Source organism: Micromonospora sp. NPDC000668 (assembly GCF_042897975.1).
In the GTDB taxonomy this organism is placed as follows: Bacteria; Actinomycetota; Actinomycetes; order Mycobacteriales; family Micromonosporaceae; genus Micromonospora.
Genome location: NZ_JBIAYP010000006.1, coordinates 507,061 through 529,884, shown reverse-complemented (window position 1 = coordinate 529,884; position 22,824 = coordinate 507,061). Strand labels below are relative to the sequence as shown.

General features: G+C 71.7%; 23 protein-coding genes and 1 riboswitch. Of the genes, 15 read left to right on the top strand and 8 right to left on the bottom strand.

The annotated features are described in order from the left end of the window. Positions 1-123 precede the first annotated feature (123 nt). From ACFY29_RS30015 to ACFY29_RS29985, 7 genes are all read left to right on the top strand, one after another. Positions 124-576 (top strand): FHA domain-containing protein, encoded by a 453-nt coding sequence (locus tag ACFY29_RS30015; RefSeq protein WP_328416567.1) that lies wholly within the window; start codon positions 124-126, stop codon positions 574-576. A 50-nt stretch (positions 577-626) separates the two neighbouring features. Then, positions 627-1,328, top strand: coding sequence for a MerR family transcriptional regulator (locus ACFY29_RS30010; protein ID WP_328426620.1), 702 nt, complete (start codon positions 627-629; stop codon positions 1,326-1,328). 185 nt (positions 1,329-1,513) lie between these two features. Next, entirely contained in the window at positions 1,514-1,978 is a 465-nt protein-coding gene (locus tag ACFY29_RS30005; protein WP_210916549.1) for a bifunctional nuclease family protein, read from the top strand. Positions 1,979-2,174: 196 nt separating this feature from the next. Further along, positions 2,175-2,753 (top strand): MerR family transcriptional regulator, encoded by a 579-nt coding sequence (locus tag ACFY29_RS30000; protein WP_328416570.1) that lies wholly within the window; start codon positions 2,175-2,177, stop codon positions 2,751-2,753. Between the two features lie 368 nt (positions 2,754-3,121). After that, a complete protein-coding gene (locus ACFY29_RS29995) occupies positions 3,122-3,520 on the top strand; it encodes a group 1 truncated hemoglobin (protein WP_328416572.1) in 399 nt (132 codons plus the stop codon). 2 nt (positions 3,521-3,522) lie between these two features. After that, the gene (locus ACFY29_RS29990) at positions 3,523-4,701 is read left to right on the top strand and encodes a globin domain-containing protein (protein ID WP_386991522.1); all 1,179 of its coding nucleotides are present in this window, start codon (positions 3,523-3,525) and stop codon (positions 4,699-4,701) included. A gap of 52 nt (positions 4,702-4,753) precedes the next feature. After that, on the top strand, positions 4,754-5,449 hold the full coding sequence (locus ACFY29_RS29985; protein ID WP_386991521.1) for a DivIVA domain-containing protein: 696 nt from the start codon (positions 4,754-4,756) through the stop codon (positions 5,447-5,449). A 111-nt stretch (positions 5,450-5,560) separates the two neighbouring features. Here ACFY29_RS29985 and ACFY29_RS29980 read toward each other — a convergent pair whose 3' ends face one another. Together ACFY29_RS29980 and ACFY29_RS29975 are read right to left on the bottom strand one after the other, a co-directional pair. Further along, positions 5,561-6,499 (bottom strand): LysR family transcriptional regulator, encoded by a 939-nt coding sequence (locus ACFY29_RS29980; protein ID WP_386991519.1) that lies wholly within the window; start codon positions 6,497-6,499, stop codon positions 5,561-5,563. Between the two features lie 35 nt (positions 6,500-6,534). Next, on the bottom strand, positions 6,535-7,716 hold the full coding sequence (locus ACFY29_RS29975; RefSeq protein ID WP_386991517.1) for an alpha/beta hydrolase: 1,182 nt from the start codon (positions 7,714-7,716) through the stop codon (positions 6,535-6,537). Positions 7,717-7,907: 191 nt separating this feature from the next. On the opposite strand from ACFY29_RS29975, the gene ACFY29_RS29970 reads away from it, so the two are divergent. Beyond that, the gene (locus ACFY29_RS29970; protein ID WP_386991515.1) at positions 7,908-8,918 is read left to right on the top strand and encodes a DMT family transporter; all 1,011 of its coding nucleotides are present in this window, start codon (positions 7,908-7,910) and stop codon (positions 8,916-8,918) included. A gap of 36 nt (positions 8,919-8,954) precedes the next feature. Here the strand turns inward: ACFY29_RS29970 and ACFY29_RS29965 are convergent, their stop codons facing one another. Continuing rightward, the gene (locus ACFY29_RS29965; RefSeq protein WP_386991513.1) at positions 8,955-9,233 is read right to left on the bottom strand and encodes a DUF1905 domain-containing protein; all 279 of its coding nucleotides are present in this window, start codon (positions 9,231-9,233) and stop codon (positions 8,955-8,957) included. Positions 9,234-9,294: 61 nt separating this feature from the next. Further along, complete coding sequence (locus ACFY29_RS29960) at positions 9,295-9,951, bottom strand: NAD(P)H-binding protein (protein WP_386991511.1); 657 nt, start codon at positions 9,949-9,951, stop codon at positions 9,295-9,297. 119 nt (positions 9,952-10,070) lie between these two features. Between ACFY29_RS29960 and ACFY29_RS29955 the strand changes: the two genes are divergently transcribed. Next, on the top strand, positions 10,071-10,943 hold the full coding sequence (locus ACFY29_RS29955) for an NAD-dependent protein deacetylase (protein ID WP_386991509.1): 873 nt from the start codon (positions 10,071-10,073) through the stop codon (positions 10,941-10,943). Between the two features lie 60 nt (positions 10,944-11,003). Further along, positions 11,004-11,102, top strand: a riboswitch (glycine riboswitch). 70 nt (positions 11,103-11,172) lie between these two features. Further along, a complete protein-coding gene (gcvP, locus tag ACFY29_RS29950; protein WP_386991507.1) occupies positions 11,173-13,995 on the top strand; it encodes an aminomethyl-transferring glycine dehydrogenase in 2,823 nt (940 codons plus the stop codon). A gap of 124 nt (positions 13,996-14,119) precedes the next feature. Here the strand turns inward: gcvP and ACFY29_RS29945 are convergent, their stop codons facing one another. Further along, complete coding sequence (locus tag ACFY29_RS29945) at positions 14,120-14,320, bottom strand: DUF5999 family protein (protein WP_089000314.1); 201 nt, start codon at positions 14,318-14,320, stop codon at positions 14,120-14,122. Positions 14,321-14,443: 123 nt separating this feature from the next. Between ACFY29_RS29945 and ACFY29_RS29940 the strand changes: the two genes are divergently transcribed. Together ACFY29_RS29940 and def are read left to right on the top strand one after the other, a co-directional pair. Continuing rightward, positions 14,444-15,640 carry a chorismate-binding protein gene (locus ACFY29_RS29940; RefSeq protein ID WP_386991505.1) on the top strand — a complete coding sequence of 399 codons (1,197 nt, stop codon included), beginning with the start codon at positions 14,444-14,446 and terminating at the stop codon, positions 15,638-15,640. A 31-nt stretch (positions 15,641-15,671) separates the two neighbouring features. Next, positions 15,672-16,181: a peptide deformylase gene (gene def / locus ACFY29_RS29935; RefSeq protein WP_328416591.1), complete on the top strand. Its 510-nt coding sequence runs from the start codon at positions 15,672-15,674 to the stop codon at positions 16,179-16,181. A gap of 25 nt (positions 16,182-16,206) precedes the next feature. On the opposite strand, the gene ACFY29_RS29930 is transcribed toward def, so the two are convergent. Together ACFY29_RS29930 and ACFY29_RS29925 are read right to left on the bottom strand one after the other, a co-directional pair. Next, entirely contained in the window at positions 16,207-16,977 is a 771-nt protein-coding gene (locus ACFY29_RS29930) for a GNAT family N-acetyltransferase (protein ID WP_386991503.1), read from the bottom strand. Positions 16,978-16,987: 10 nt separating this feature from the next. Then, positions 16,988-17,761: a TSUP family transporter gene (locus tag ACFY29_RS29925; RefSeq protein WP_328416594.1), complete on the bottom strand. Its 774-nt coding sequence runs from the start codon at positions 17,759-17,761 to the stop codon at positions 16,988-16,990. Positions 17,762-17,958: 197 nt separating this feature from the next. Between ACFY29_RS29925 and ACFY29_RS29920 the strand changes: the two genes are divergently transcribed. The 3 genes from ACFY29_RS29920 (at position 17,959) to ACFY29_RS29910 (ending at position 21,737) form a co-directional block, all read left to right on the top strand. Next, a complete protein-coding gene (locus ACFY29_RS29920; protein ID WP_328416596.1) occupies positions 17,959-18,738 on the top strand; it encodes an endonuclease/exonuclease/phosphatase family protein in 780 nt (259 codons plus the stop codon). A 122-nt stretch (positions 18,739-18,860) separates the two neighbouring features. Then, positions 18,861-20,969: a M14 family zinc carboxypeptidase gene (locus ACFY29_RS29915; RefSeq protein ID WP_386991500.1), complete on the top strand. Its 2,109-nt coding sequence runs from the start codon at positions 18,861-18,863 to the stop codon at positions 20,967-20,969. A gap of 96 nt (positions 20,970-21,065) precedes the next feature. Further along, complete coding sequence (locus ACFY29_RS29910; protein WP_386991498.1) at positions 21,066-21,737, top strand: fasciclin domain-containing protein; 672 nt, start codon at positions 21,066-21,068, stop codon at positions 21,735-21,737. A gap of 6 nt (positions 21,738-21,743) precedes the next feature. Here the strand turns inward: ACFY29_RS29910 and ACFY29_RS29905 are convergent, their stop codons facing one another. Next, complete coding sequence (locus tag ACFY29_RS29905) at positions 21,744-22,730, bottom strand: tyrosine-type recombinase/integrase (protein ID WP_386991496.1); 987 nt, start codon at positions 22,728-22,730, stop codon at positions 21,744-21,746. Positions 22,731-22,824 lie beyond the last annotated feature (94 nt).

Here is a 22,824-nt window from a genome sequence, read left to right as displayed (position 1 = left end):
AATAGTTGAGCGTTGCGGAATTGCCTTCCCGGGCACGGGGAGCCAGCCGCCGGGTGTTCAAGTGCCCGGCGGCCAGACCCGCCATTACCCGACGCCGACCGAACAGATCCGTGAGGTGGTCCCATGACGCGCCCAGACGACGAGTTCCCCCCGCTCGACGTCACTTCGACGCTCAATCTCGGTTCGCTCGACGAAGTGCTGGAGGGGCCGGAGACCGATGTGGTGCCGAGCCGGATGTCCGGTTCGTTGCCGCCGGGTATGGCGCTGCTGGTGGTTCGTCGCGGCCCGAATGCGGGTGCCCGGTTCTTGTTGGACCACGATGTGACGACCAGTGGCCGGCACCCCGACAGTGACATCTTCCTCGACGACGTGACGGTGTCGCGGCGGCACGCGGAGTTCCACCGTGACGGTGGCACGTTCACGGTGCGGGACGTGGGCAGCCTGAACGGCACGTACGTGAACCGTGAGCGGGTCGAGGCGGCCACGTTGAGCAATGGTGACGAGGTCCAGATCGGTAAGTTCCGGGTGGTGTTCATCGCCGGTCCGCGCCCGGAGGAGGAGGCCGGCCGGGGGTGAACGAGCCTGCGGCCTCCATGCCACCCGGGGCGGCCCGGTCCCAGCCGCTGATGAGCATCGGTGAGGTGCTGGGGCAGTTGCGGGTGGATTTTCCGGACACCACGATTTCGAAGCTGCGGTTCCTCGAGGCCGAGGGGCTGGTTGAGCCGCAGCGGACGGCGGCGGGTTACCGGAAGTACAGCTGGGACGATGTGGCGCGGTTGCGGTTCGTGTTGACCGCGCAGCGGGACAAGTACCTGCCGTTGCGGGTGATCCGTGAGCAGTTGGCGGAGTGGGATTCGTCCGGCGAGCAGCCGGGTCGGTCGCGGCCGGCGTTGGTCGCGGTGGGGCCCGATGGTGCGGTTCCCGGTCGGGAGTCGGCGGAGCCGGCCGAGTCGTCGCAGGTGCGGCTCGGCCGGGCGGATCTGGTGGCGCGCAGCGGCGTCGAAGAGTCGACGTTGGCGGAGTTGGAGCGGCTCGGTGTGCTGGTGTCGGATCCGCCGGGGTGGTACGACGCCGATGCGTTGATCATCGCTTCTGCGGTGGCGGGGTTGGCGGCGTACGGGTTGGAGCCGCGGCACCTGCGGGGTTACCGGACGGCGGCGGACCGTGAGGTCGGGTTGTTCGCGCAGTTGGTGGCGCCGTTGGCGCGGCAGAGTGACCCAGCGGCGCGGGCGCGGGCGGCGGAGACGGCGCGGGAGTTGGTGGCGTTGTCGGAGCAGTTGCACGCGGCGTTGGTGCGGGTGGGATTGCGCTCGACGTTGGGTCGGTGAGGGTGCCCGGCGGGCGGCGGCTGAGCGGAAAGATCTCTTCCGGGAAGCGTGCCGTAGGCTTGCCGGGGTAACCCCTTTCTGGCGCGGGCGTGGTGCTGTAGCGCATGGGACGGCCGTGTCGCGGTCCGTGTACCGTGCAGGGAAAGGCGCGGTGCGGCGTAGGTGACAACGACACGGAGGCGGCGGTGCGCGAGCTGAGCGTGGTCGGAGTTCGGGTGGAGCTGCCCAGCAACCAGCCGATCGTCCTGCTCAGGGAGGTCGAGGGGGACCGCTATCTGCCGATCTGGATCGGCGCGGTCGAGGCCACGGCTATCGCTTATGAGCAGCAGGGGGTCAAGCCGGCCCGGCCGTTGACGCATGATCTTCTGCGGGACGTGTTGACGGCTTTGCAGGCGCCGTTGCAGGCGGTGGAGATCACCGAGCTCAAGGAGAACGTCTTCTACGCGGATCTGTTGATCGGCGACGGGGTGCGGGTGTCGGCGCGGCCGAGCGATTCGATCGCTTTGGCGTTGCGCGTCGGTGCGCCGATTCGTTGTGCGGAGCAGGTCCTCAGCGAGGCGGGGATCGTCATCCCCGATGAGCAGGAGGACGAGGTGGAAAAGTTCCGCGAGTTCCTGGAACAGGTGCGTCCGGAGGACTTCGCGGGCTGAGCCCGGCGGTCCGGTCCTGCATCGGACGTCACTGTGGGTGACGTCATGGTGCGGTTGGTGATCTTTCTCGTTGGCTGCGCGGCGTGTCGCGTCGGTTCCTCCGTGGTAACCCCTGAACGTGGCTATAGGGTTGCCGTGTCGAGGGGTGCGCGTCCCGGAAACGACGCGTCACCACACTGACGGGGAGGTTGTCCGGATGCACGAGCCGCAGAATCCCGATCCGGGTACGGAGTTGGCGTCGCCGGGTGTGGCGACTGAGGGTGACGGTTCGGTGGGCTACCGGGGTGTGACGGCGTGCACCGCGGTGGGCATCAGTTACCGGCAGTTGGATTACTGGGCCCGGACGCAGTTGGTGGTGCCGAGTGTGCGCGACGCGTCGGGTTCGGGGACGCAGCGGTTGTACTCGTTCCGCGACCTGGTGGTGTTGAAGGTCGTGAAGCGGTTGTTGGACGCGGGGGTTTCCCTGCAGAACATCCGCAAGGCGATCGAGGCGCTGCGGTCGCGTGGTGTGGAAGACCTCGCCGGGATCACGCTGATCTCCGATGGGACGACGGTGTACGAGTGCCGGTCCCCGGAGGAGGTGGTCGACCTGTTGCAGGGCGGCCAGGGCGTGTTCGGCATCGCGATCGGTGGGGCTTTCAAGGAGATCCAGGGGTCGTTGTCGCATCTGCCGGCCGAGCCGGCGAGCGGGCCGGCGGAGCCGGTGGTGGCGTCCGAGTCGGATCCGGTGGGCGACGAGTTGGCGGCGCGGCGGGCGCGGCGGCGGGCCGGCTGAGCGCAGGTGTGCCGCCCGGTGCGCGTCGACGCGCCCGGCTTTCGCGGTTGGTTTTTCTCGGCCGGCTGGTGACTGAGGGTCAGGCCCGGTAGATCGGTGGTAGCCGTTCCCGGAGCGCGGCCGGTCCACAGTGGATGACGGTGGGTGCTGTTCTGGTGGCCGACTGTGGAAGACCGGGACAGCAAAGGTGACGCTGTGTGTCGGGTTGTTGTCGGGCATCCGATACCCGGGGCCTGACCGGAAACCGCCGACACGCTATGGTCCGTCACGGTCCCCGGTGCGGTCGCCGTGGCAAGACGCTGTCGCTCCGGTGGGCCGTTGCCCCTCCGCGCCGACCCCGCGCGGCCTCCACCCTGGAAGGAACGACCGTGACGGTTACCGAAGAAACCGCTCCTGTCTCGCACTACGACCGCATCGGCGGCGCTGCCTCCGTCAAGGCTGCCGTCGAGCTGTTCTACGACAAGGTGCTCGCCGATCCGGAGCTGGCCGGCTACTTCGCCGAGGTGGACATGCCGGGTCAGCGGCGGCACCTGACTTTGATGTTGACGGTGGTGTTGGGTGGTCCGAACGAGTACGCCGGTCGCGGCTTGGCCGAGGCGCACCAGCCGCTGAACATCCCGGTGGAGCACTACGTCATGGTGGGTGAGCACCTGATCGTGACGCTGACCGAACTGGGAGTGCCGGCGGACATCCTGGCCGACGTGCAGACGGTGCTGGGGCAGGTGCAGGACCAGGTGGTGGCCGCCGGGACCCGTCCGGGCGTCTGACAGTGGACGCGGCTCGACTCAAGCAGAGCTGGTCCCTGGTCGCCGGGCATGGTGACCAGGTTCCGCTCTATTTCTATTCGACGTTGTTCCTGGCCCATCCCGAGACGCGGCAGATGTTCCCGACGAACATGGCCGGGCAGCGGGACCGTCTGGTGACCGCACTGGGGCACATCGTGTCCAACGTGGACCAGGTCGATGGGCTGGTGGGTTTCCTGCAGGGCCTCGGCGCGGACCACCGCAAGTTCGCGGTACGCGCGGAGCATTACCCGGCGGTTGGTGAGGCGCTGCTGGCGACGTTGCGGCATTTCCTGGCCGAACAGTGGACCGACGAGCTGGCTCAGGACTGGGCGGCCGCGTACGGGCTGGTCGCGCAGGTGATGCAGGAAGCCGCGCAGGCCGCGGAGGCGGTGAATCCGCCGTGGTGGGAAGCGGAGATCGTGACCCACGAGCGGCGGGCGTTCGACGTGGCGGTGCTGACGGTGCGTCCGCAGTACCTGTTGCCGTTCACCGCGGGTCAGTCGATCGGGGTGTCGCATCCGTCGGTGCGTTCGTGGCGGTACTACTCGCCGGCGAACGCGCCGCGCGCGGACGGCACGTTGGAGTTGCACGTGCGGGCTGCGCCGGGTGGCGCGGTGTCCTCGCGGCTGGTGTACGGCTCGGCGGTGGGTGACCGAATCCACCTGGCCGCGCCGGTCGGCGAGCGGTTGGCGTTGTGGTCGGCGGGCTCGAGTGATCTGTTGCTGCTGGCGGCGGGTACCGGCTGGGCGCCGGTGAAGGCGTTGGTGGAGCAGGTCGCCGCGGAGGGTGCCCGCCGACGGGTGGACCTGTATGTGGGTGCCCGTTCACGCAGCGAGTTCTATGACAGCGACGCGATCGACAAGTTGGCGTCGTCGTACCCGTGGTTGACGGTGACCTACGTCGTGGGCGCCGACCTGAACCGGCCGGGGGAGTTCGTGCGGGCGGTGGATCGGGCGTTGGCCGACGGCGACTGGCGTTCCCGACACGTGTACGTGTGCGGGTCGGACGAGATGGTTTCGCACACGGTGCAGACGTTGGTCCGAGCGGGTTACCACGCGGGTCAGGTGCACCATGAGGGCTTGGGTACGCAGTGGTACGGCCCGGCTTGGCGTACGGCGGTGGAGCAGTCGACCGCTGGTGACACTTCCGGAGGTGTTCAGTGAGCGCGAGGAGTGAGCTTGCGAGCCCCGCAGTCGCGAACGGAGGCGGGCACAGATGAGCGCGACCCCGATCAGCCGGTACGACGGGATGCAGGTTTCCGGCGGTGTGCAGGTACGGATCACCGCCGACCGGGTCCGGCGGTGGGAGTTCGGCACGGCGCCGTTCGCCCGGCGCGGCTACGACAACGCCGACGTGGACCGGTTCCGGGTGCAGGTCGCCGATGAGCTGGACCTGTTGGCGACTCAGGTCGCGCACCTGCGGGCGGAGAACGAGCGGCTCAACGACCGGGTGGAGTTGCACCGGCACGGGGTGATCCCGAGCACGGGGGCTGCGGCGAAGGTGCCGGCGGCCAAGGAGGTGAATCTGTTGTCCGCGGCGCAGCGGGAGGCGGAGCAGATCATCGCGCAGGCGCACGACTATGCGCGGCGGGTCGCCGAGTACGCCCGGATGCAGTACGAGAGTTACATGCGGGCGGCGGCGGAGGAGGCGAAGCAGGAGGCCGAGCGGGCGGTGACGGAGTATCGCCGCAAGGCCGGGTCGAGCTTCGACGAGACGGTGGCCACCCGGGAGGCGCTGCGGATCTTCGGCGAGATGATGGTGTCGCACATGCAGGCGGCGGCGCGGCATCTCGACGACGGCAGTGAGCAGTTGGCCCGCACGATGGACCGGATCGCGAAGGAGACGGCGGGGGCGCCGTTCGTCCTCGGCGCGGCGGGGCAGGATGCGCTGCCTCGTCACCAGCAGCGGTGAGCATCGGGTGGGGTCCGCCGAGCGGGCCCCACCCGGCTGGTGAGGCGGTCATGGACTTCGGGGCCCTGGTTCTGTCCCTGCGGCGGTCACCGCGAACAGGCCCCGTGGCTTTTACCGGTCGAGGCTGAGCTTGTGTACCTGGTCCGTTACGGCCGTCAGAAGGGCGGTCAGCGCGGGAGCCGGGGGGTTGTCCCGGGTGACGGCGACCAGGCGGCGTTGGAGAGTGGCTTCGGCGATGTCCCGAATCGCGAGAGCGGGGTCATCGGTGGGTAGGGTCAGGGCCGGCATCAGGGCGACGGCTGCCGCGGCGCGGACGAGTTCGAGTTGCACGTCGGCGTCGCTGCAGCGGTGCCGCAGGTCGGGCTCGTAGCCGCCGACGGATCGGCAGGTCCCGACGACCATGGTGTGGTGGCCGGTGCCCTCGGCGGAAGCGGTCCAGATGTCGGATCGCAGCTTGGCGACCGCGACGGGGCCTCCGGGCCGGGCGAGTGGATGCGCTGTCGGTAGCACGATCTTCAGTGGCTCTTCGAGCAGGAGCGTGAAGCGTAGCCCGGCCGGGCGGGGGCGGGGGTGGCCGTCGTACTCGTCGCCGATGACCAGGTCGACCGCGCCCAGCCGCAAACCTGGCAGGGATTGTTCGAGTTCCAGCTCGAAGATCTCCACGCGGACCTGTGGGTGGTCGACCGTCATGCGGGCCAGGGCCGGTACCAGCAGGCGACGGGTCGCCGATTGCAGGCCACCGGCGCGCACGGTGCCCCGGATTTCACCGCTCAACGCGGCCAGGTCGGCTTCTGCCGCCTCGGCCGCTGACAGGAGCACGCGCGCGTGCTGGGCGAGCAGGTGTCCGGCGTCGGTGAGCCGCACGCCGCGCCCGGCCTTGTCGAACAGCCGGGCGCCGACCTCCTTCTCCAGGATGGCCAGTTGTTGGGAGACCGTCGACGGGCTGTAGCCCAGGGCTGCGGCGACCGCGGCCAGGGTGCCCCGCTCCTCGAACTCGCGAAGGAAGCGCAGCCGCCGGAGATCCAGGGGTGCCGGTGAGAAACGTGTCATGAGCCCCACACTTTGTCGATCTTGTCGTGATGTGCCTACTGGCGGGCTGAGTCGGGAGTGCGCTGCGGGGCGGCGAGGACCCATGCGGCAAAGGCTTCGACGCCGTCCACGACTGCCTCGAAGCGCGGGGAGTGGAACAGGTCGAACGAGTGCTGCCCGCCGGGCAGTTCGGCGTAGACCACGGCGTTGGAGGAGGTGTGGCGCAGCCGGTCGGCGAAGTTTCGGGCGGCCTCGACGGTCGCCAGGGCGTCCTTGGTGCCGTGGGCGATGAGGAACGGCGGCGCACCGGGGTGGAGGTACGCCCATGGTTGATTCGGGGACGGCGCCTGGTCGGGGGTCTCGCCGAAATAGTGGCCGTAGTAGCCGTAGAGGCAGATCGCGGCGGTGACCGAGGTGTCGGCGGACTCGAACCCGGGCTGGAACGCCGGGTCGTTCGGCGTGAGCGCACACAGGGACGCCAGGTTGGAGCCGGCGGAGCTGCCCGCCACGAACAGCCGCGACGGATCGGCGCCGTAGGCGGGGGCGTGCTCGCGCGCCCAGGCGATGACCTTCTTGGCGTCGATCTGGTGGCCGGGGAAAGTGGTCTGGGGCCGCAGCCGGTAGTTGGCGCTGATGCACACCCATCCCCGGCTGGCGAGCTGGTACAGCAGGGGCCGTGCCTCGCGGTTCTTCGCGCCGCTGGTGAAGCCGCCGCCGTGGAAGTAGATCAGGACCGGCGCGTTGTGCGGCGCGTCGCGGCGGCGGTAGATGTCGAGGAGATTCCGGCGCCCGACGTCCCCGTAGCTGAGGTTGGGGATCCGCTCCACGTCACGCCGCCGCATCAGGCCCGGTAGCAGCAGAATGCGGGTCCAGGGCCGGTGGCGGCGCAGCGGTATGTGCACCCGATCCCGCCAGTTGGGTCCCAGCCCCTGGTCGAGGGCGTGCTCGACCACCCGATCGGTCCGTACGCCCCGCCAGGCGGAGACAGCCAGCCCGGCGGAGGCGACGGCGGCCACTGCGGCCGTCACCTTGGCGCCCGGTGACTCCAGATCGCCCTGGGCGGCGGCCAGCGTTGTGGAGGCCAGCAGGGCCAGAACGCCCAGGAACGGCACCTCGTTGAGGGTCAGGCCGAACCAGAAGCTCATCGTCGCCAGCGGTTGGGGCCGGCGCGGCGCGACAACGGCGAAGAAGGTGCACCAGGCGACGAGCGCCACGGTGATCACATAGCCAACGGGCACGAAACCTCCCAAGATGAGTCAACCGACGCGGGCAGTAGCGGGTCGTGAGTCGCTCGGGCTCTGATGGAGGCTGTGATCATCGCGCGGTTGCTGCCGGAGCTTCCGCCCAGGGCAACCATGTGGGAATCCTAACGAATCACCTCCATGAATCATCGCTGGACCTGGCGGTTCAGGTCGATGATCCTTGGCGCATGGGTCCAGCACTGTGCCTTTTGTCCGCGGCATGCTTCGGCGCCATGGCGATCTTCGGCAAGCTCGCCTACGAGGCCGGTGTCTCGCCCGGTGCGCTGCTGCTGGTGCGCTTCACCCTGGCCGCCGCACTGCTGGGGATGGCCCTGCTCGTGCGGCCGGGCCTACGCCGAGCGGAACCGGGTCCGCACCGGGGTGAACCGGGCAGCCAGCCGGCGACGACGCGCGGCCGGGTGCTGGCCACCGCCGTCGCGTTGGGTGCCATCGGGTACGCCACACAGGCGAGTCTGTTCTTCTCGGCCCTGCAGCGGATGGACGCGTCGCTGCTGTCCCTGATCCTCTACACCTACCCCGTCCTGGTCACCGTGGCGGCGGTGCTGCTCGGCCGTGACCGGCTCACCCCTGGACGCGGCGCCGCGCTGGTGGCCGCGTCGGGCGGAACGCTGCTGGTCCTGCTCGGCGCCGGTGGCGTGAGCTTCCACCCGGTCGGGGCACTGCTCGCCTTCGCCGCCGCGCTCACCTACACCGTCTACATCCTCGTCGCCGACACCGTCGTGCACCGGCTGCCGCCCGTGGTGCTGTCCACACTGGTGATGGCCGGCGCCGCCGGCACCCTTGGCGCACGCGCCCTGCTCACCGGCGGGGTCGACCTCGACTTCGGGCCGCCGGGATGGTTCTGGCTGGCCTGTATCGCTGTGGTCTCCACGGTCGTGGCGATGCTGACCTTCTTCGCCGGCCTGAAACGGACCGGCCCGTCGACCGCCGCGATCCTGTCCACCTTCGAACCCGTGGTCACCACCGCACTGGCCGCGCTCATCCTCGGCGAATCCCTGACGCCGGTGCAGCTCGTCGGCGGCGCCCTGGTGCTGTCCTCCGTCGTCGTCCTCCAACTCCGACCGACCCGCACCCACCGCCAGGACCAGGGCCCACGCCCGGCACCCGACCCCGAGAGCCGTAGGGCGCGGGATCCGGCACGAGACGGCAACGCCGAACCGACGACGGTGGCGCCGTAGGGCCGCTCAGATGGGCAGTGCGTCGTCCAGCCGCGGTCAGCTGAGCCGTTGGTCGAGGTGGAAGCTGACCTCGGCGCCGGCCTCGCTCTTGCCGATGAGCTTGCACAAAGCGGCCCGGATGGGCAGCCAGTGCGGGCCGGTGCCCGACGGCATGAGGGTGGCGCTGAACGGGTGACCGTCGATCGTGCCGGTGACCTTGACGGCGCGGCGGGTGCCGAGCAGTTCGGCCGAGTCGGGCACGGTCACGTAGGTGGCGAAGGCGCCGTCCTTCTCTATCGGCGCGGTGAAGCGGTGGTCGAGTGGTTGCGGGGCCATTTCTCTCCTCCGGTGGGTGCGGCGGCCGGTGGGGTGTGCCGAGTGGCGTACGAGATCGCCCTCAGGTGGTCGTGGCGCCGATGGCGTCGGCGATCGGCGTCGGCCCGTTCACGAGTTCCAGGGTCGCGCCGGCGGTGCGTGGTTCGTCGAGCAGCGCGACGAGCACCTGGGCGACGTCGGCGCGGGTGACCGCGCCCCGTCCGGCGTGCCGGGTGAGGGTGATCCGTCCGGTGGGTTCGTCGTCGGTGAGCCGGCCGGGTCGCAGCACCGTCCAGTCCAGGTCCCGGCCGGGCAGGTCGTCCTCGGCGGCCCGCTTGGCCCGCAGGTACGCCGCCCACACCTCGTCGGTGCCGGCGGCCGGCGGGTTGTCCACGCCCATCGAGGAGACCAGCAGGTAGCGGCGCACGCCGGCGCGGGTGGCGGCGTCGGCGAGCAACGCGGCCGCGGCCCGGTCGACGGTGTCCTTACGGGCGGCGCCGCTGCCGGGGCCGGCACCGGCGGCGAAGACCACCGCGTCCGCGCCGTCGAGGTGCGCGGCGACCTCGGCGACGTCGGCGTGTTCCAGGTCGCAGACCACCGGTTCGGCGCCGGCGGCGCGCAGCGCGCCGGCCTGTTCGGGGTTGCGGATCAGACCGACGGCGGTGTCGCCGCGCTCGGCGAGGTCGCGCTCAAGAAGCAGGGCGATCTTGCCGTGGCCTCCGGCGATGACGACGCGCATGCGCCCAACCTACCGGCGTACGACGGCGCGGGCCGGCCGCTGACGCCCGAGGCCGGCCGCTGACGCCCGAGGCGGGCCGGGGTTCGGCGGCGGGGCATCGGCTGAGGCAGCATGGAGGGGTGACAGAGAGCCTCGACGCGTTGACCTCGCTGGTGGCCGGCGGCGGGGTGGTGGTGCTCAGCGGGGCGGGCCTGTCCACCGAGTCGGGCATCCCGGACTACCGGGGGCCCAGCGGGGTGGCCCGCCGGCACACCCCGATGACCTTCCAGGCGTTCACCCGGGATCCCCTCGCCCGGCGCCGCTACTGGGCGCGGAGCCATCTGGGGTGGCGGCTGATCGCCCGGGCCGCGCCGAACGCCGGGCACCGGGCGGTGGCCCGGCTGCAAGGCGCCGGCCTGGTCGACGCGGTGATCACCCAGAACGTCGACGGGCTGCACTCGCTGGCCGGCAGCGCGCCGGTGATCGAGTTGCACGGCCGCCTGGACGAGGTGACCTGCCTGGACTGCGGCAACCTGACCTCCCGGGAGGAGTTGGACCGCCGGCTGCGCGAGGCCAACCCGGACTTCGTGGCCCACGTCGCAGCCGTAAACCCGGACGGTGATGTGGATCTCCCCGACGAGCAGGTGGCCGCGTTCCGGCCGGTGGATTGCGGGATCTGCGGCACGGGGATGCTGAAACCGGACGTGGTGTTCTTCGGCGAGACGGTGCCGCCCGAGCGGGTGGCGCGCTGCTTCGCGCTGGTGGAGCAGGCCCGGGCGTTGCTGGTGCTCGGCTCGTCGTTGACGGTGATGTCGGGTCGCCGGTTCGTGATCCGGGCGGCGAAACGGGGCATTCCGGTGGCGATCGTCAACCAGGGGCCGACCCGTGGTGATGGCCACGCCACGGTGAGCGTCGACGCCGCGCTGGGCGCGCTGCTGCCGGCGTTGGCCGAGCGGGCCACCGGCGGCGTCGACTCCGATGCCGCCACGATGGTCGCCCCGGCCGGGGTGTGACCGCCCGGGGGTAGGACATGTGGCGGAAACACCGGCGCTGGTAGCGTTGACCATGCCGGTACCACCCACGTGGGAGAGACCGCCCGACAGCACCCGGGGCGGCGCCGAAGGGGCAAATCCTCCCCGGAACCTCTCAGGCAAAAGGACCTCGTGGGCAGGCACTGTGGAGCGCCCTGCGGGTGCGACAGAGGGGGAGGCCGATCCGTCGACCTCGCCCGGGAGCGCCCCCATGACCGCAGAGCAGTTCGCCACCCGTCACATCGGTCCCGGCCCGGACGATGAGCGCCGGATGTTGGAGGTCGTCGGGCACGGCTCGATCGACGAGCTGATGGACGCCGCGATCCCCGAGGTGATCCGCTGGCACGGCACCCTGGACCTGCCGGACCCGGCCACCGAGGCCGAGACGATCGCCGAGCTGCGGGCCCTGGCGGCCCGCAACACCGTCGCCGTATCGATGATCGGGCTGGGCTACCACGGCACGCACACCCCGGCGGTGATCCGCCGCAACGTGCTGGAGGACCCGGCCTGGTACACGGCGTACACGCCGTACCAGCCGGAGATCAGCCAGGGCCGGCTGGAGGCGCTGCTGAACTTCCAGACCATGGTCACCGACCTGACCGGGCTGGCCACCGCGAACGCGTCGATGCTCGACGAGGGCACCGCCGCGGCGGAGGCGATGACCCTGGCCCGCCGCGCGTCGAAGAGCAAGAGCGCCGTGTACGTGGTCGACGCCGACGCGCTGCCGCAGACCATCGCGGTGATCACCAGCCGGGCGGAGCCGCTCGGCATCGAGGTGCGGGTGCTGGACCTGGACGTCGAGGAACTGCCGGCGGAGTTCTTCGGCCTGCACCTGCAGTACCCGGGGGCGTCCGGCGCGGTGCGCGACCACGCCCCGCTGGTGGCGGCGGCGCACGCCGGGGGCGCGCTGGTGACCGTGGCCGCGGACCTGCTGGCGTTGACGCTGCTGCGCGCGCCGGGGGAGATCGGCGCGGACATCGCCGCCGGCACCACCCAGCGCTTCGGCGTACCCATGGGCTTCGGTGGGCCGCACGCCGGTTACCTGGCGGTGCGGGCGGGCCTGGAGCGGATGCTGCCGGGCCGGCTGGTCGGGGTGTCCCGCGACGCGGACGGCAACCCCGCCTACCGGCTGGCGCTGCAGACCCGCGAGCAGCACATCCGGCGGGAGAAGGCGACCAGCAACATCTGCACCGCGCAGGTGCTGCTCGCGGTGATGGCCGGCATGTACGCGGTCTACCACGGCCCGGACGGGCTGCGGGACATCTCGGCGCGTACCCATGCCATGGCGGTGCGGCTCGCGGCCGGGTTGCGCGCCGGCGGCGTGCAGGTCGCGGACGTCGCGTTCTTCGACACCGTCACCGCGCGCGTGCCCGGCCGGGCCGGCGAGGTCGTGGCCGCCGCCGCGCAGCGCGGGGTGAACCTGCGGCTGGTCGACGCCGACCGGGTGGGTGTGTCCTGCGACGAGACGACCACCGTCGCGCACCTGGCGGCGGTGTGGGCGGCGTTCGGTGTGCCCACTTTCGACGGCGCCGTCGACCCGGCCCTGCCGACCGGTCTTCGCCGCACCAGTGACTTCCTCACCCACCCGGTGTTCCGCAGCCACCACTCGGAGACGGCGATGCTGCGCTACCTGCGCCGGCTGTCGGACTTCGACTACGCCCTGGACCGGGGCATGATCCCGCTGGGGTCGTGCACGATGAAGCTCAACGCGACCACCGAGATGGAGCCGATCAGCTGGGCGGAGTTCGCGCACATCCACCCGTTCGCGCCGGACACGCAGACCGCCGGGTACCGGGAGCTGATCGGTCAGCTGGAGTCGTGGCTGGCCGAGGTGACCGGTTACGACGCGGTCAGCGTGCAGCCCAACGCCGGTTCGCAGGGTGAGCTGGCCGGGCTGCTGGCCATCCGGGCGTGGCACCGCAGCCGTGGCGAGGCGCACCGCGACGTGTGCCTGATCCCGTCCTCGGCGCACGGCACCAACGCGGCGTCGGCGGTGATGGCCGGCATGCGGGTGGTCGTGGTGGCCTGCGACGACGACGGCAACGTCGATCTGGTCGACCTCGACACGAAGATCGACAAGCACCGGGACGCGCTCGCCGCGATCATGGTGACGTACCCGTCGACGCACGGGGTGTACGAGACGGGCATCGCGCAGTTGTGCGCGAAGGTGCACGACGCCGGCGGGCAGGTGTACGTCGACGGTGCGAACCTCAACGCGCTGGTCGGGTTCGCCAAGCCGGGCAAGTTCGGGGCGGACGTGTCACACCTGAACCTGCACAAGACGTTCTGCATCCCGCACGGCGGCGGCGGGCCGGGGGTGGGTCCGGTGGCGGTGCGCTCGCACCTGGCGCCGTTCCTGCCCGGCGACCCGCTGGGCGCGCACGTCGACGCCACGCCGGCGATCTCGGCGGCGAAGTACGGGTCGGCGGGGATCCTGCCGATCCCGTGGGCGTACCTGCGGATGATGGGCGCGGCCGGGCTGACCCGGGCGACCGGGGTGGCGGTCCTGGCGGCGAACTACGTGGCGGCGCGGCTGCGCGGGCACTTCCCGGTGCTGTACGCCGGCAACAAGGGCCTGGTGGCGCACGAGTGCATCCTCGACCTGCGGCCGCTGACGAAGGCGACCGGGGTGAGCGTGGACGACGTGGCGAAGCGGCTGATCGACTACGGCTTCCACGCGCCGACGATGTCGTTCCCGGTGGCGGGGACGCTGATGGTGGAGCCGACCGAGAGCGAGGACCTGGCCGAGTTGGACCGGTTCTGCGACGCGATGATCGCTATCCGGGCCGAGATCGAGCAGGTGGCCTCGGGGCAGTGGCCGGCCGGGGACAACCCTCTGGCCAACGCGCCGCACACCGCGGCGATGGTCAGCGGTGACGACTGGACGCACCCGTACCCGCGGTCGGTGGGCGCGTACCCGGCCGGGGTGGACCGGGCCGGGAAGTACTGGCCGCCGGTGCGGCGGATTGACGGCGCGTACGGCGACCGGAACCTGGTGTGCTCGTGCCCGTCGCCGGAGGCCTTCGAGGACTGACGACGGGCGGGCCGGGGCGGGCGGTGTGGCCGCCCCGGCAGCCGCGCCGACCTGGGCAGGAATGTCCCGGACCGGGGGACTAGCCTGGGTCGACAGCGGCGGTTCGGTGACGCTGAGTGGTCAATCAGGCCACGAGGGCGTGGCGGGCGGGGCCGCGGTGCGGGGCGATGCTGCTGCCGTCGGGGAGCAGCTCACCTGTGTCCTCGAAGACGATGACACCGTTGCAGAGCAGGCTCCAGCCCTGCTCAGGGAAGCAAGCGAGGACCCGGGCGGCTTCCCGGTCGGTAGCTTCAGCAGAGGGGCAGGTCGGTTGGTGCTGGCACATCGGGTTCTCCGGACTGTGGGGGCACTGTGTCATGGTTCACATGACCAGTGACGCACAGTACCAAGCGAAAGTGTCCAGCATCGAGCAGGTAGCCGCCTGGTGCACGGGAAATCCACTGAACGGATGAGGAAGGTCGGACCGTACGGCGTGGAAACGCTCCCACATGTGCTGGTAAATGCACCAGCCGCACCGGCCGCCTGCCGAGGCGGCCTCGTCGAACGCGCCCGCCTGCAATGGCACCGCTCCGACGGCGGCGACCCCGCCGTGCTCGCCGAGCAGTTCCTCGCCGCACACGGCCTGCCACTGCACGACCTGACCCGCCCCGCCGACCACCGGCACCCCACCACCGACGCCTGCGGGGCCGCGCTCTACCTGTCCGCCGCCGCCGGAGCGCTGCTGGCCGGCGCCCCGACCACAGCGCCCGACCCCACGCCGACCCTGCCCGACCTCGCCGTCGTCGTCTACGGCCACGGCCCCACCCGGACCGCACCGACCGGCCCGCCACCGCCCTGGTGGCTCGGCCCGTGGACCGAGAGCTGGACCCCACGCCAGCACGCCGACGCCGTCGACGCGGTCCGCGCCGCCATCGGCCGCGGCGACGTCTACCAGACCAACCTCGTCGGACACGCCGCCGCCCGCTACACCGGCGACCCGCTGCCCGCCCTCAGCCGCCTCGGCGCGCTACCCGGCGCCCGCTACGGCGGCGTACTCACCGGCGACGGCTGGGCGATCGGCTGCGCCTCCCCGGAGACCCTCGTCGAGGTCACCGACGGGCAGCTGACCACCCGACCCATCAAGGGCACCCGCCCGGCCACCGCCGCCGGCCGCGCCGAACTGCTCGCCAGCGCCAAGGAACGCGCCGAACACATCATGATCGTCGACCTGGAACGCAACGACCTGGCCCGCATCGCCCGCACCGGCACCGTCCGCGTCGACGAGCTGTTCGCCGTCCGCCGCTGGTGCGACCTGTGGCAGGCCGAGTCCACCGTCCGCGCCACCGCCGCCGACGGCCTCGGCCTGGCCGACCTGCTGCGCGCCACCTGCCCCGGCGGCTCGGTGACCGGCGCGCCGAAACACGCCGCCCTGACCCAGATCGGCGCCCTCGAACCCGTCGGCCGGGGCGCCAGCATGGGCGCCCTGGGCTGGGTCGCCCCCGGCCGGATCGACCTCGGCCTGACCATCCGCACCGCCGCCGCCGACGGCGAGAAGCTGCACACCTGGGCCGGCGGCGGCATCACCTGGGACAGCGACCCCGCCGCCGAGGTCGCCGAGGCCGCCGCGAAGACCGCCCCGATCCGCGCCACCCTGGCCGGGCGCTGAACCCACCACCACCGGCGATACGCTGACCCGCATGACCATGCGGCCCATCCGGATCATCGGCGACCCCGTGCTGCGCACCCCGTGCGAGCCGGTCACCACCTTCGACGCCGAGCTGCGCGCCCTGGTCACCGACCTGATGGACACCCTGCTCGGCGCGCCCGGCCGGGCCGGTGTGGCCGCCCCGCAGATCGGGGTCAGCGCCCAGGTGTTCGTCTACGACGCCGACGGGCACCGCGGCCACCTGATCAACCCCACCCTGGAGCTGTCCGAGGAACGCCAGGACGACGACGAGGGCTGCCTGTCCATCCCCGGCCTGTACTTCCCGACCGCCCGGGCCATGCACGCCACCGCGAACGGCGTCGACCAGCACGGCGAGCCGTTGACCATCGCCGGCAGCGGCTTCCTCGCCCGCGCCCTGCAACACGAGACCGACCACCTGCGCGGCAAGCTGTACGTCGACACGCTGAGCGGGGACATCCGCCGCCGCGCCCTGCGCGAGATCCGCGCCGGCCGCTTCGACTCACCCAGCCGCCGCCGCTGACCCGCCTGCCGCTGACCCGCCGCCGCTACCGGGCGGTCAGCGTGTACTCGTCGTAGTCGGCGACCCGGGTGAAACCCACCCGCTCGTACAGCCGCACCGCAGCCGCGTTGTCCGCCTTCACGTTCAGCGTGACGTGCTCGACGGTCTCGCGCAGCCGGGCGCACAGCGCCGCCACCACCGCCGCCGCCAGGCCCCGCCCCCGCCAGCGTGGATGGGTCGTGACGTTGCCCAACGCCGCCACCCGGTACACCGGGGACCACACGTGCACCCCGGCCACCGCCGCCAGCTCACCGCCCTCGCGTACGCCCAGGTACTGCCCGGTGTCCACCATCCGGGGATCGAACCAGTTCTCCGGGTACGCCTGCGCGTACAGGCGGCGCAGCCGCGGCAGGTCCGCCGCGCCGAGCACCACACCCGCCGGGCGCACCGCCGCCAGCCGGGCCGGATCGGTCAACGCCATCCGGTGGTGCGCGCCGCCGGAATCCAGCCGGAACGACCCGGCCAGGGCGTCGCTCAGCCCGGGGGACAGGTGCGCGTACAGCCGGGCGGGCAACACCGGCGCCAGGTCGGCCAGCAACGCCGCCAGCGCCGCGGTGTCCGCCGGCGCCGCGAACGCCAGCAGCGTCGGCGGGTCCACCCCGTGATAGAGCAACGCGACCTGCTCACCCCGGCGGAACCACGACGTGTACGGCCAGAAGAAGTCGTCCAGGTCGCCCAACTGGTAGGCGTGCAGCACCGGATCACGCCCCAGCAGGTCGGCCAGGACGGCACGGTCGTGCTCCGCGCGTACCGGCATCAGCGCGGGCTCACCGGGCCAGCCACTGGTCGTATCCGAGCTTGGCGACCAACGCCACCACCACGACCAGCAGCACCACCCGCACGAACCCCGACCCGCGGCGCAACGCCATCCGCGCCCCCAGCACCGCGCCGGCGATGTTGCACACCGCCATGCCCGCCCCCAGCAGCCACCACACGTGCCCGGTCACCCCGAACACCACCAGCGCACCCAGGTTCGTGCCCGCGTTGACCACCTTCGCCATCGCCGAGCCGTGCACGAAGTCCGCGCCCACCAACGCGGTGAACGCCAGCACCAGGAACGTGCCGGTGCCCGGACCGATCAACCCGTCGTACAGCGCGATGCCGACCCCGGCCACGGCGACCACCGCCGCCACCCGCACCGTTGTCCGCCGCTGCGGCATCGCCACCACCCCCAACCGGGGGCGCAGCAGCACGAACAGCGCCACCGACACCAGCACCACCAACACCACCGGCCGGTACGCCGACGCCGGCACCGAGCCGGCCAGCGCGGCGCCCACCCCCGCGCTGAGCACCGCCAGCCCCGCCGCCGGCCCCGTCACCCGCCAGTCGATCTTGGTCCGTCGGGCGTACGTCGCCGCCGCCGTGGCGGTGCCGAAGATCGCCGCCAGCTTGTTGGTGCCCAGCGCCGTGGCCACCGGCAGGCCGGGCGCGGCCACCAGCAACGCCGGCAGCAGCAGCAACCCGCCGCCACCGACCACGGCATCGACCCAACCGGCCATCGCGGCGGCAGCGAGCAGGGTGGTCAGCGAAACGGGGTCCACGGGCGGCCATTCTCCCCACCCCGGCCCACCCAACCACCACCGAAGTGGCCAGCCTCACCCCAGCCCCGAGCGAGCTCAGCGACCCCGCGCCCTCCTCAGCCACACCCCCAACGCGCCAATCGCCACGAACACCAGGACCGAACACAGCAGCACCTTGACCACCCGGCAACCCTGCCACGGGGACGTAAGGTGCAGGAGTGCGCCTGGCCACCTTCAACCTGCTGCACGGACGATCCCTCACCGACGGGCTCGTCGACCCCGACCGACTCACCGCCGCCGTCCGCGCCCTCGACGCCGACGTGCTGGCCCTGCAGGAGGTCGACCGCGACCAGAGCCGCAGCGGCAACCTCGACCTCACCGCCATCGCGGCCCGCGCCCTCGACGCACCCCACCACCGCTTCGCCGCCGCCGTCGTCGGCACCCCCGGCGAAAAATTCCGCCCCCTGCGCCACGACGACGACGGCCACGGCGAACCCTGCTACGGCATCGGCCTGATCAGCCGACACCCGGTGCGCAGCTGGCAGGTCACCCGACTCAAGCCCGCACCCGTCCGCTCCCCGGTCTACGTCCCCGGCCCCGGCGGCGGCCTCATCCTGCTGCACGACGAACCCCGCGTCGTCCTCGCCGCCGTCCTGGACACCCCGCACGGCCCGCTCACCGTGGCCGCGACCCACCTGTCCTTCGTCCCCGGCTGGAACGCCCGCCAGCTACGCCAGACCATCCGCGCCCTGCGCGCGCTGCCCGGCCCCCGCGTCCTGCTCGGCGACCTCAACCTGCCCGCCGGCCCGGCCCGACTCATCTCCGGCTGGCGCCCACTGGGCCGCCGCCCGACCTACCCGTCCGGGCAACCCCGCGTCCAACTGGACCACATCCTCGCCGACCGGCAGGCCCTCGACCAGCTACCACCGGTACGGGCCGTCACCGCGCCGCTGTCCACCATCTCCGACCACCGCCCCCTGCTGGTCGACCTCGGCTGAAACGGGTCAACCCAGACCACCCGGCGTGGCTGAGTCGCAAGATTCCCTCAAGATCATTGCATCGACGATCTCCGACGATCATGCTGAGCGAGCCGTGCCACGATCAACCAGTCGGAGGCCACATGAGACGCCAGCGATCCACCGTCATTGCCATATCCACACTTCTCGCTGTCACCCTTGCCATCGCACCCACCCCCGCCAACGCGCAGAGTGCCGCGGAACCGAACCAGGTCGCCGCCCTCACCGTCCGCCAGGCCGACGGGTACGCCACCCTCGCCTGGCAACCGGTTGACGGCGCGACCGACTACCAGATCGAACGCACCGCCGTCGACGCCAACGGCACCCCCACCGGCGCACCGACCATCGTTGGTATCTGGCGCCCCAACCGCCAGATCAACCAACAGTCACCCACCTTCGCCGACTCCGGATTCAACCCCGGAGACACGTTCCAATGGCGGGTACGCGCCCGCGCCGGCACCACCGAGCAGCCCTACTCCGACCCGGTCGTCGCCACCACCACCGCACCCTGGGGTAACCCCGGAACCGCAGGCGAGCAACTGCGCACCCAGTGGGAGACCGCCCACGCCGCGCAGTACACCAGCGACACCGACGAGTACGCCTACACCGCCGCCGTCGACGCCCTCAGCGACCGGGTCCGCGTCGTCGAGCTCGGCCGCACCATCCAGAACCGACCCATCAACATGATGGTCATCGGTTACCCCACCCCGGCGGCCACCCCGGCGGCCATCGCCGCCACCGCACCCGTGGCCATCAACTGCAACGTGCACGGCAACGAACCGGGCGACCGCGAAGCCTGCCTCATCATGGCCCGGCAACTCGCCTTCAGCACCGACCCCCGGATCACGGACCTGCTCAGCCGCACCAACGTCCTGATCGTCCCCACCATCAACGGTGACGGCCGGGCAGCCAACACCCGTGGCAACTCCACCGGCCAGGACCTCAACCGGGACTACTCGCTGATCCGCCAGCCGGAGACCGCCGCGTACATCAAGATGGTCCGCGACTACCGACCCGTCGCCGGCTACGACGGCCACGAGTTCGGCAACTCCCGCGCCGGTGACCTGCCGATGCTGCCGCCGCGCCACCAGAACGTCGCCCAGCCCATCTTCGACCAGTCCCAGGACATGATCGAAGGCCACATGTACGCCAAGGGCGCCGAAGCCGGCTGGTGGGCCTGCCCCTACGGCTGCGAAGGCGGCGGCAACGTCGGCCTCAGCGAGGAAACCATCCTGCGGAACACCCTCGGGCTCAAGAACGTCGCCAACTCCCTGCTGGAACTGCGCAGCTCCGGCGGACAGACCCGACCCGACGAGGGCAACTCCGCCAACAACCGGCGCCGCAAGACCTACTCCGCCCTGTGGACCTTCCACCAGTTCCTCGACTACCACCGGGCCGACCGCGGCGAGATCCTCGACGCTCGCGCCGAGTCCATCGAGATCCAGGCCGCCAACACCGGCCGCCTCGTCTTCCGCGGCTCCCGGCCGATCCCCGCCCACCCCGCCCCGCACCCGGGCGACAGCCCGCCGCCGCTCGACGCACCCCGCGCCGACCTCATCCTCGACAACGCGCCGTGCGCCTACAAGCTCACCGACGAGCAGTACAACGGGGCACGCACCGACGGACCAGGCGGCGTGGGCACCACCGTCGCGCAACGCATCGCCGCACATGGCTGGAAGGTCATCAAGACCGGCGACGGCTACTACGTACCGCTCAACCAGCCCGAACGCGGCCTCATCCCGCTGCTGCTCGACACCAAGGGCGTGGAGAAGCTGACCGACGGCGAACGCATCTACCCGACCCTCACCGGCCGACGTAACGGACCGCTGGTCGTCTCCGGCTTCACCTGCGCCGCCGACGCCACCATCAACGGCCCGGTCACCGTCCGGGCGGGCGCGGCACTCGTCGCGACCGGAACCACCGTCAGCGGCCCGATCAGCGCCACCCGCGCCGCCGGCGTCCTCCTCGCCGACAGCACCATCAACGGCCCGGTCCAGATCGCGAACACCACCGACGCGATCTCCATCATCGACGTCACGATCGCCGGCCCGGTCAGCCTGTCCGGCAACACCACCGGCACCGACGCACCCCTGCTGGCCGGCAGCACCATCCGCGGCCCGCTCAGCTGCACCGCAAACAGCCCCGCCCCGATCAACCTCGGCGTCGCCAACACCGTGCACGGTCCACGCACCACCCAGTGCGCGGCACTGTGACCGCCAGCTAGCCGAACCAGCGTGCCGGCGGCACGGGCACCACGCCCGCGCCGCCGGCACACCCCATCCACCCAACCCCGACCTGTGGAGACCGCCGTGTCGCACCCCACCTCACCGAACGGCACCCCACCGAACGGCACCCCACCGCGGCACCCCCGGCTCCTCCGGCTTCTCGTGCCGGCCCTGCTGCTGGCCGTCACCGCATGCACGGGCGCCCCCGCCGCTCCCCGCGCGGACGCGGCACCCCAGGTCACCGGACCGCTGTGCGCCGCCCTGCCCACCGGCACCGAACCCGGAAACCCGACCTTCCTCGCCGGCCAACCCGTCGACCAGGCGCTGCGGTGGATCCCCACCCTCACCACCTTCGAAGCGGCCCTGCGCACCAGCGGCGTCCTCACCGACCTGCCCACCGGCACCGGCGTCACCATCCTGGCGCCCTCCGACGACGCCTTCGCCGCCAAGTTCTCCGAGGACAACTGGGACGACCTGATGGTCCGCCACACCGACCAGCTGCGCACCCTGCTCAAAGCACACCTGATCGCGGGAGCCCACCGAGTCGACGACCTGGTGAACGCCGGCACCGCAACCACCCTCGACGGCACCACCGTCACCATCACCCGCACCGGCCCCACCGTCCGGCTCGCCGACCGCGCCGACGCCGTCTGCGCCGACTACCAGGCCACCAACAACACCCGGATCCACATCATCAACGCGGTACTCGGCACACTGCCCACCACCGCCAACGACAGCGACCAACGGGCCCACTGACCGCACTCACCGCGCCGCGGCCGCCTGGTCGGCCGGTACGAGCGCGGCCAGCGCGCGGTTGGTCCGGTTGGCCCGCACCGCGTCGCGCTGCTGCCCGGCCGTCACCTCGATGTACGTCTGCGACGACGCCAACGACGCGTGCCCCAGCAACCGCATGATCTCCGCAGCACTCGCCCCGTCCTCGGCAAGCCGGGTGGCGAACGTGTGCCGAAGCGCGTGCAACCGCGCACCACGCGGCACCCGGTCACCGATGCCCGCCCGCCGGTAGCACGACTCCACCAGGTACTGGAGCCCACCGCGGCGCAGCGGCTCGCCGTGCCGGTCCACCAGCAACGCCGAGTCGGGGCGTACCGACCGCGACCCGAAGCGCCGGGCCCGACTGTCCAGGTAGTCCACCAGCACCCGGTCCAGGTCGGCCTCGATCGGCACCACCCGTGGCCGCCCGCCCTTGCCGGCCACCTCGACCCGCCGCTCACCGGGCCGACCGGCCAGCGAGCTGACCCGCAGCGCGAGCAGCTCCGACAGGCGCAGCCCGGCACAGAGCGCCACCGCCAGCACCGCGACATCCCGCTCCGGCCACGGGTCGCGCTGCCGGCCGTCGTCGCGCGCGGCCGAGGCGAGCAGCAGCTCGGGGGTGTCGGCGCCGCGCAACGGCTTCGGCTGGGGGAGTAGTGCCCGGGGGCGGCCGACGGCCGGCATCGGATTGCCCGCCACCACCCCATCGGCCACCAGGAACGTGAAGAAGCTGTTCCAGGTGGACCAGGCCCGGTGCACCGACGCTGCGGCCCGGGGTGCGGCGAACCGGGCGAAGGCCGCCCGCATCACCCGGGGGGAGAGGTCGGTGATCAACAGTGTCTCGTGGGGGAGGGGAGCGGTGTCATCCTCGGCAACCAGGGCAGCCACCGCGTGCAGGTCCCGCCGGTACGCGGCGAGAGTGTGGGGGGAGGGCTTGCGAGTCGCCCGGGCGGTCAGGAACTCCTCGATCAAAGCCATGAGCGATTCGTCCTGTTTGTGATGCATAAGGGATATTATGCAGCATTTTCGGGTTTCCCGGCAAGGGGAGAAGAGGGGGGAGCGGGGCGAACGC

Coding starts and splice junctions, on each gene's coding strand:
- ACFY29_RS30015 (WP_328416567.1), top strand. CDS start 124: ATGACGCGCCCAGACGACGAGTTCCCCCCGCTCGACGTCACTTCGACG.
- ACFY29_RS30010 (WP_328426620.1), top strand. CDS start 627: ATGAGCATCGGTGAGGTGCTGGGGCAGTTGCGGGTGGATTTTCCGGAC.
- ACFY29_RS30000 (WP_328416570.1), top strand. CDS start 2,175: ATGCACGAGCCGCAGAATCCCGATCCGGGTACGGAGTTGGCGTCGCCG.
- ACFY29_RS29985 (WP_386991521.1), top strand. CDS start 4,754: ATGAGCGCGACCCCGATCAGCCGGTACGACGGGATGCAGGTTTCCGGC.
- ACFY29_RS29980 (WP_386991519.1), bottom strand. CDS start 6,499: ATGACACGTTTCTCACCGGCACCCCTGGATCTCCGGCGGCTGCGCTTC.
- ACFY29_RS29970 (WP_386991515.1), top strand. CDS start 7,908: ATGGGTCCAGCACTGTGCCTTTTGTCCGCGGCATGCTTCGGCGCCATG.
- ACFY29_RS29965 (WP_386991513.1), bottom strand. CDS start 9,233: ATGGCCCCGCAACCACTCGACCACCGCTTCACCGCGCCGATAGAGAAG.
- ACFY29_RS29960 (WP_386991511.1), bottom strand. CDS start 9,951: ATGCGCGTCGTCATCGCCGGAGGCCACGGCAAGATCGCCCTGCTTCTT.
- gcvP (WP_386991507.1), top strand. CDS start 11,173: ATGACCGCAGAGCAGTTCGCCACCCGTCACATCGGTCCCGGCCCGGAC.
- ACFY29_RS29945 (WP_089000314.1), bottom strand. CDS start 14,320: ATGTGCCAGCACCAACCGACCTGCCCCTCTGCTGAAGCTACCGACCGG.
- ACFY29_RS29940 (WP_386991505.1), top strand. CDS start 14,444: ATGAGGAAGGTCGGACCGTACGGCGTGGAAACGCTCCCACATGTGCTG.
- def (WP_328416591.1), top strand. CDS start 15,672: ATGACCATGCGGCCCATCCGGATCATCGGCGACCCCGTGCTGCGCACC.
- ACFY29_RS29930 (WP_386991503.1), bottom strand. CDS start 16,977: ATGCCGGTACGCGCGGAGCACGACCGTGCCGTCCTGGCCGACCTGCTG.
- ACFY29_RS29915 (WP_386991500.1), top strand. CDS start 18,861: ATGAGACGCCAGCGATCCACCGTCATTGCCATATCCACACTTCTCGCT.
- ACFY29_RS29905 (WP_386991496.1), bottom strand. CDS start 22,730: ATGGCTTTGATCGAGGAGTTCCTGACCGCCCGGGCGACTCGCAAGCCC.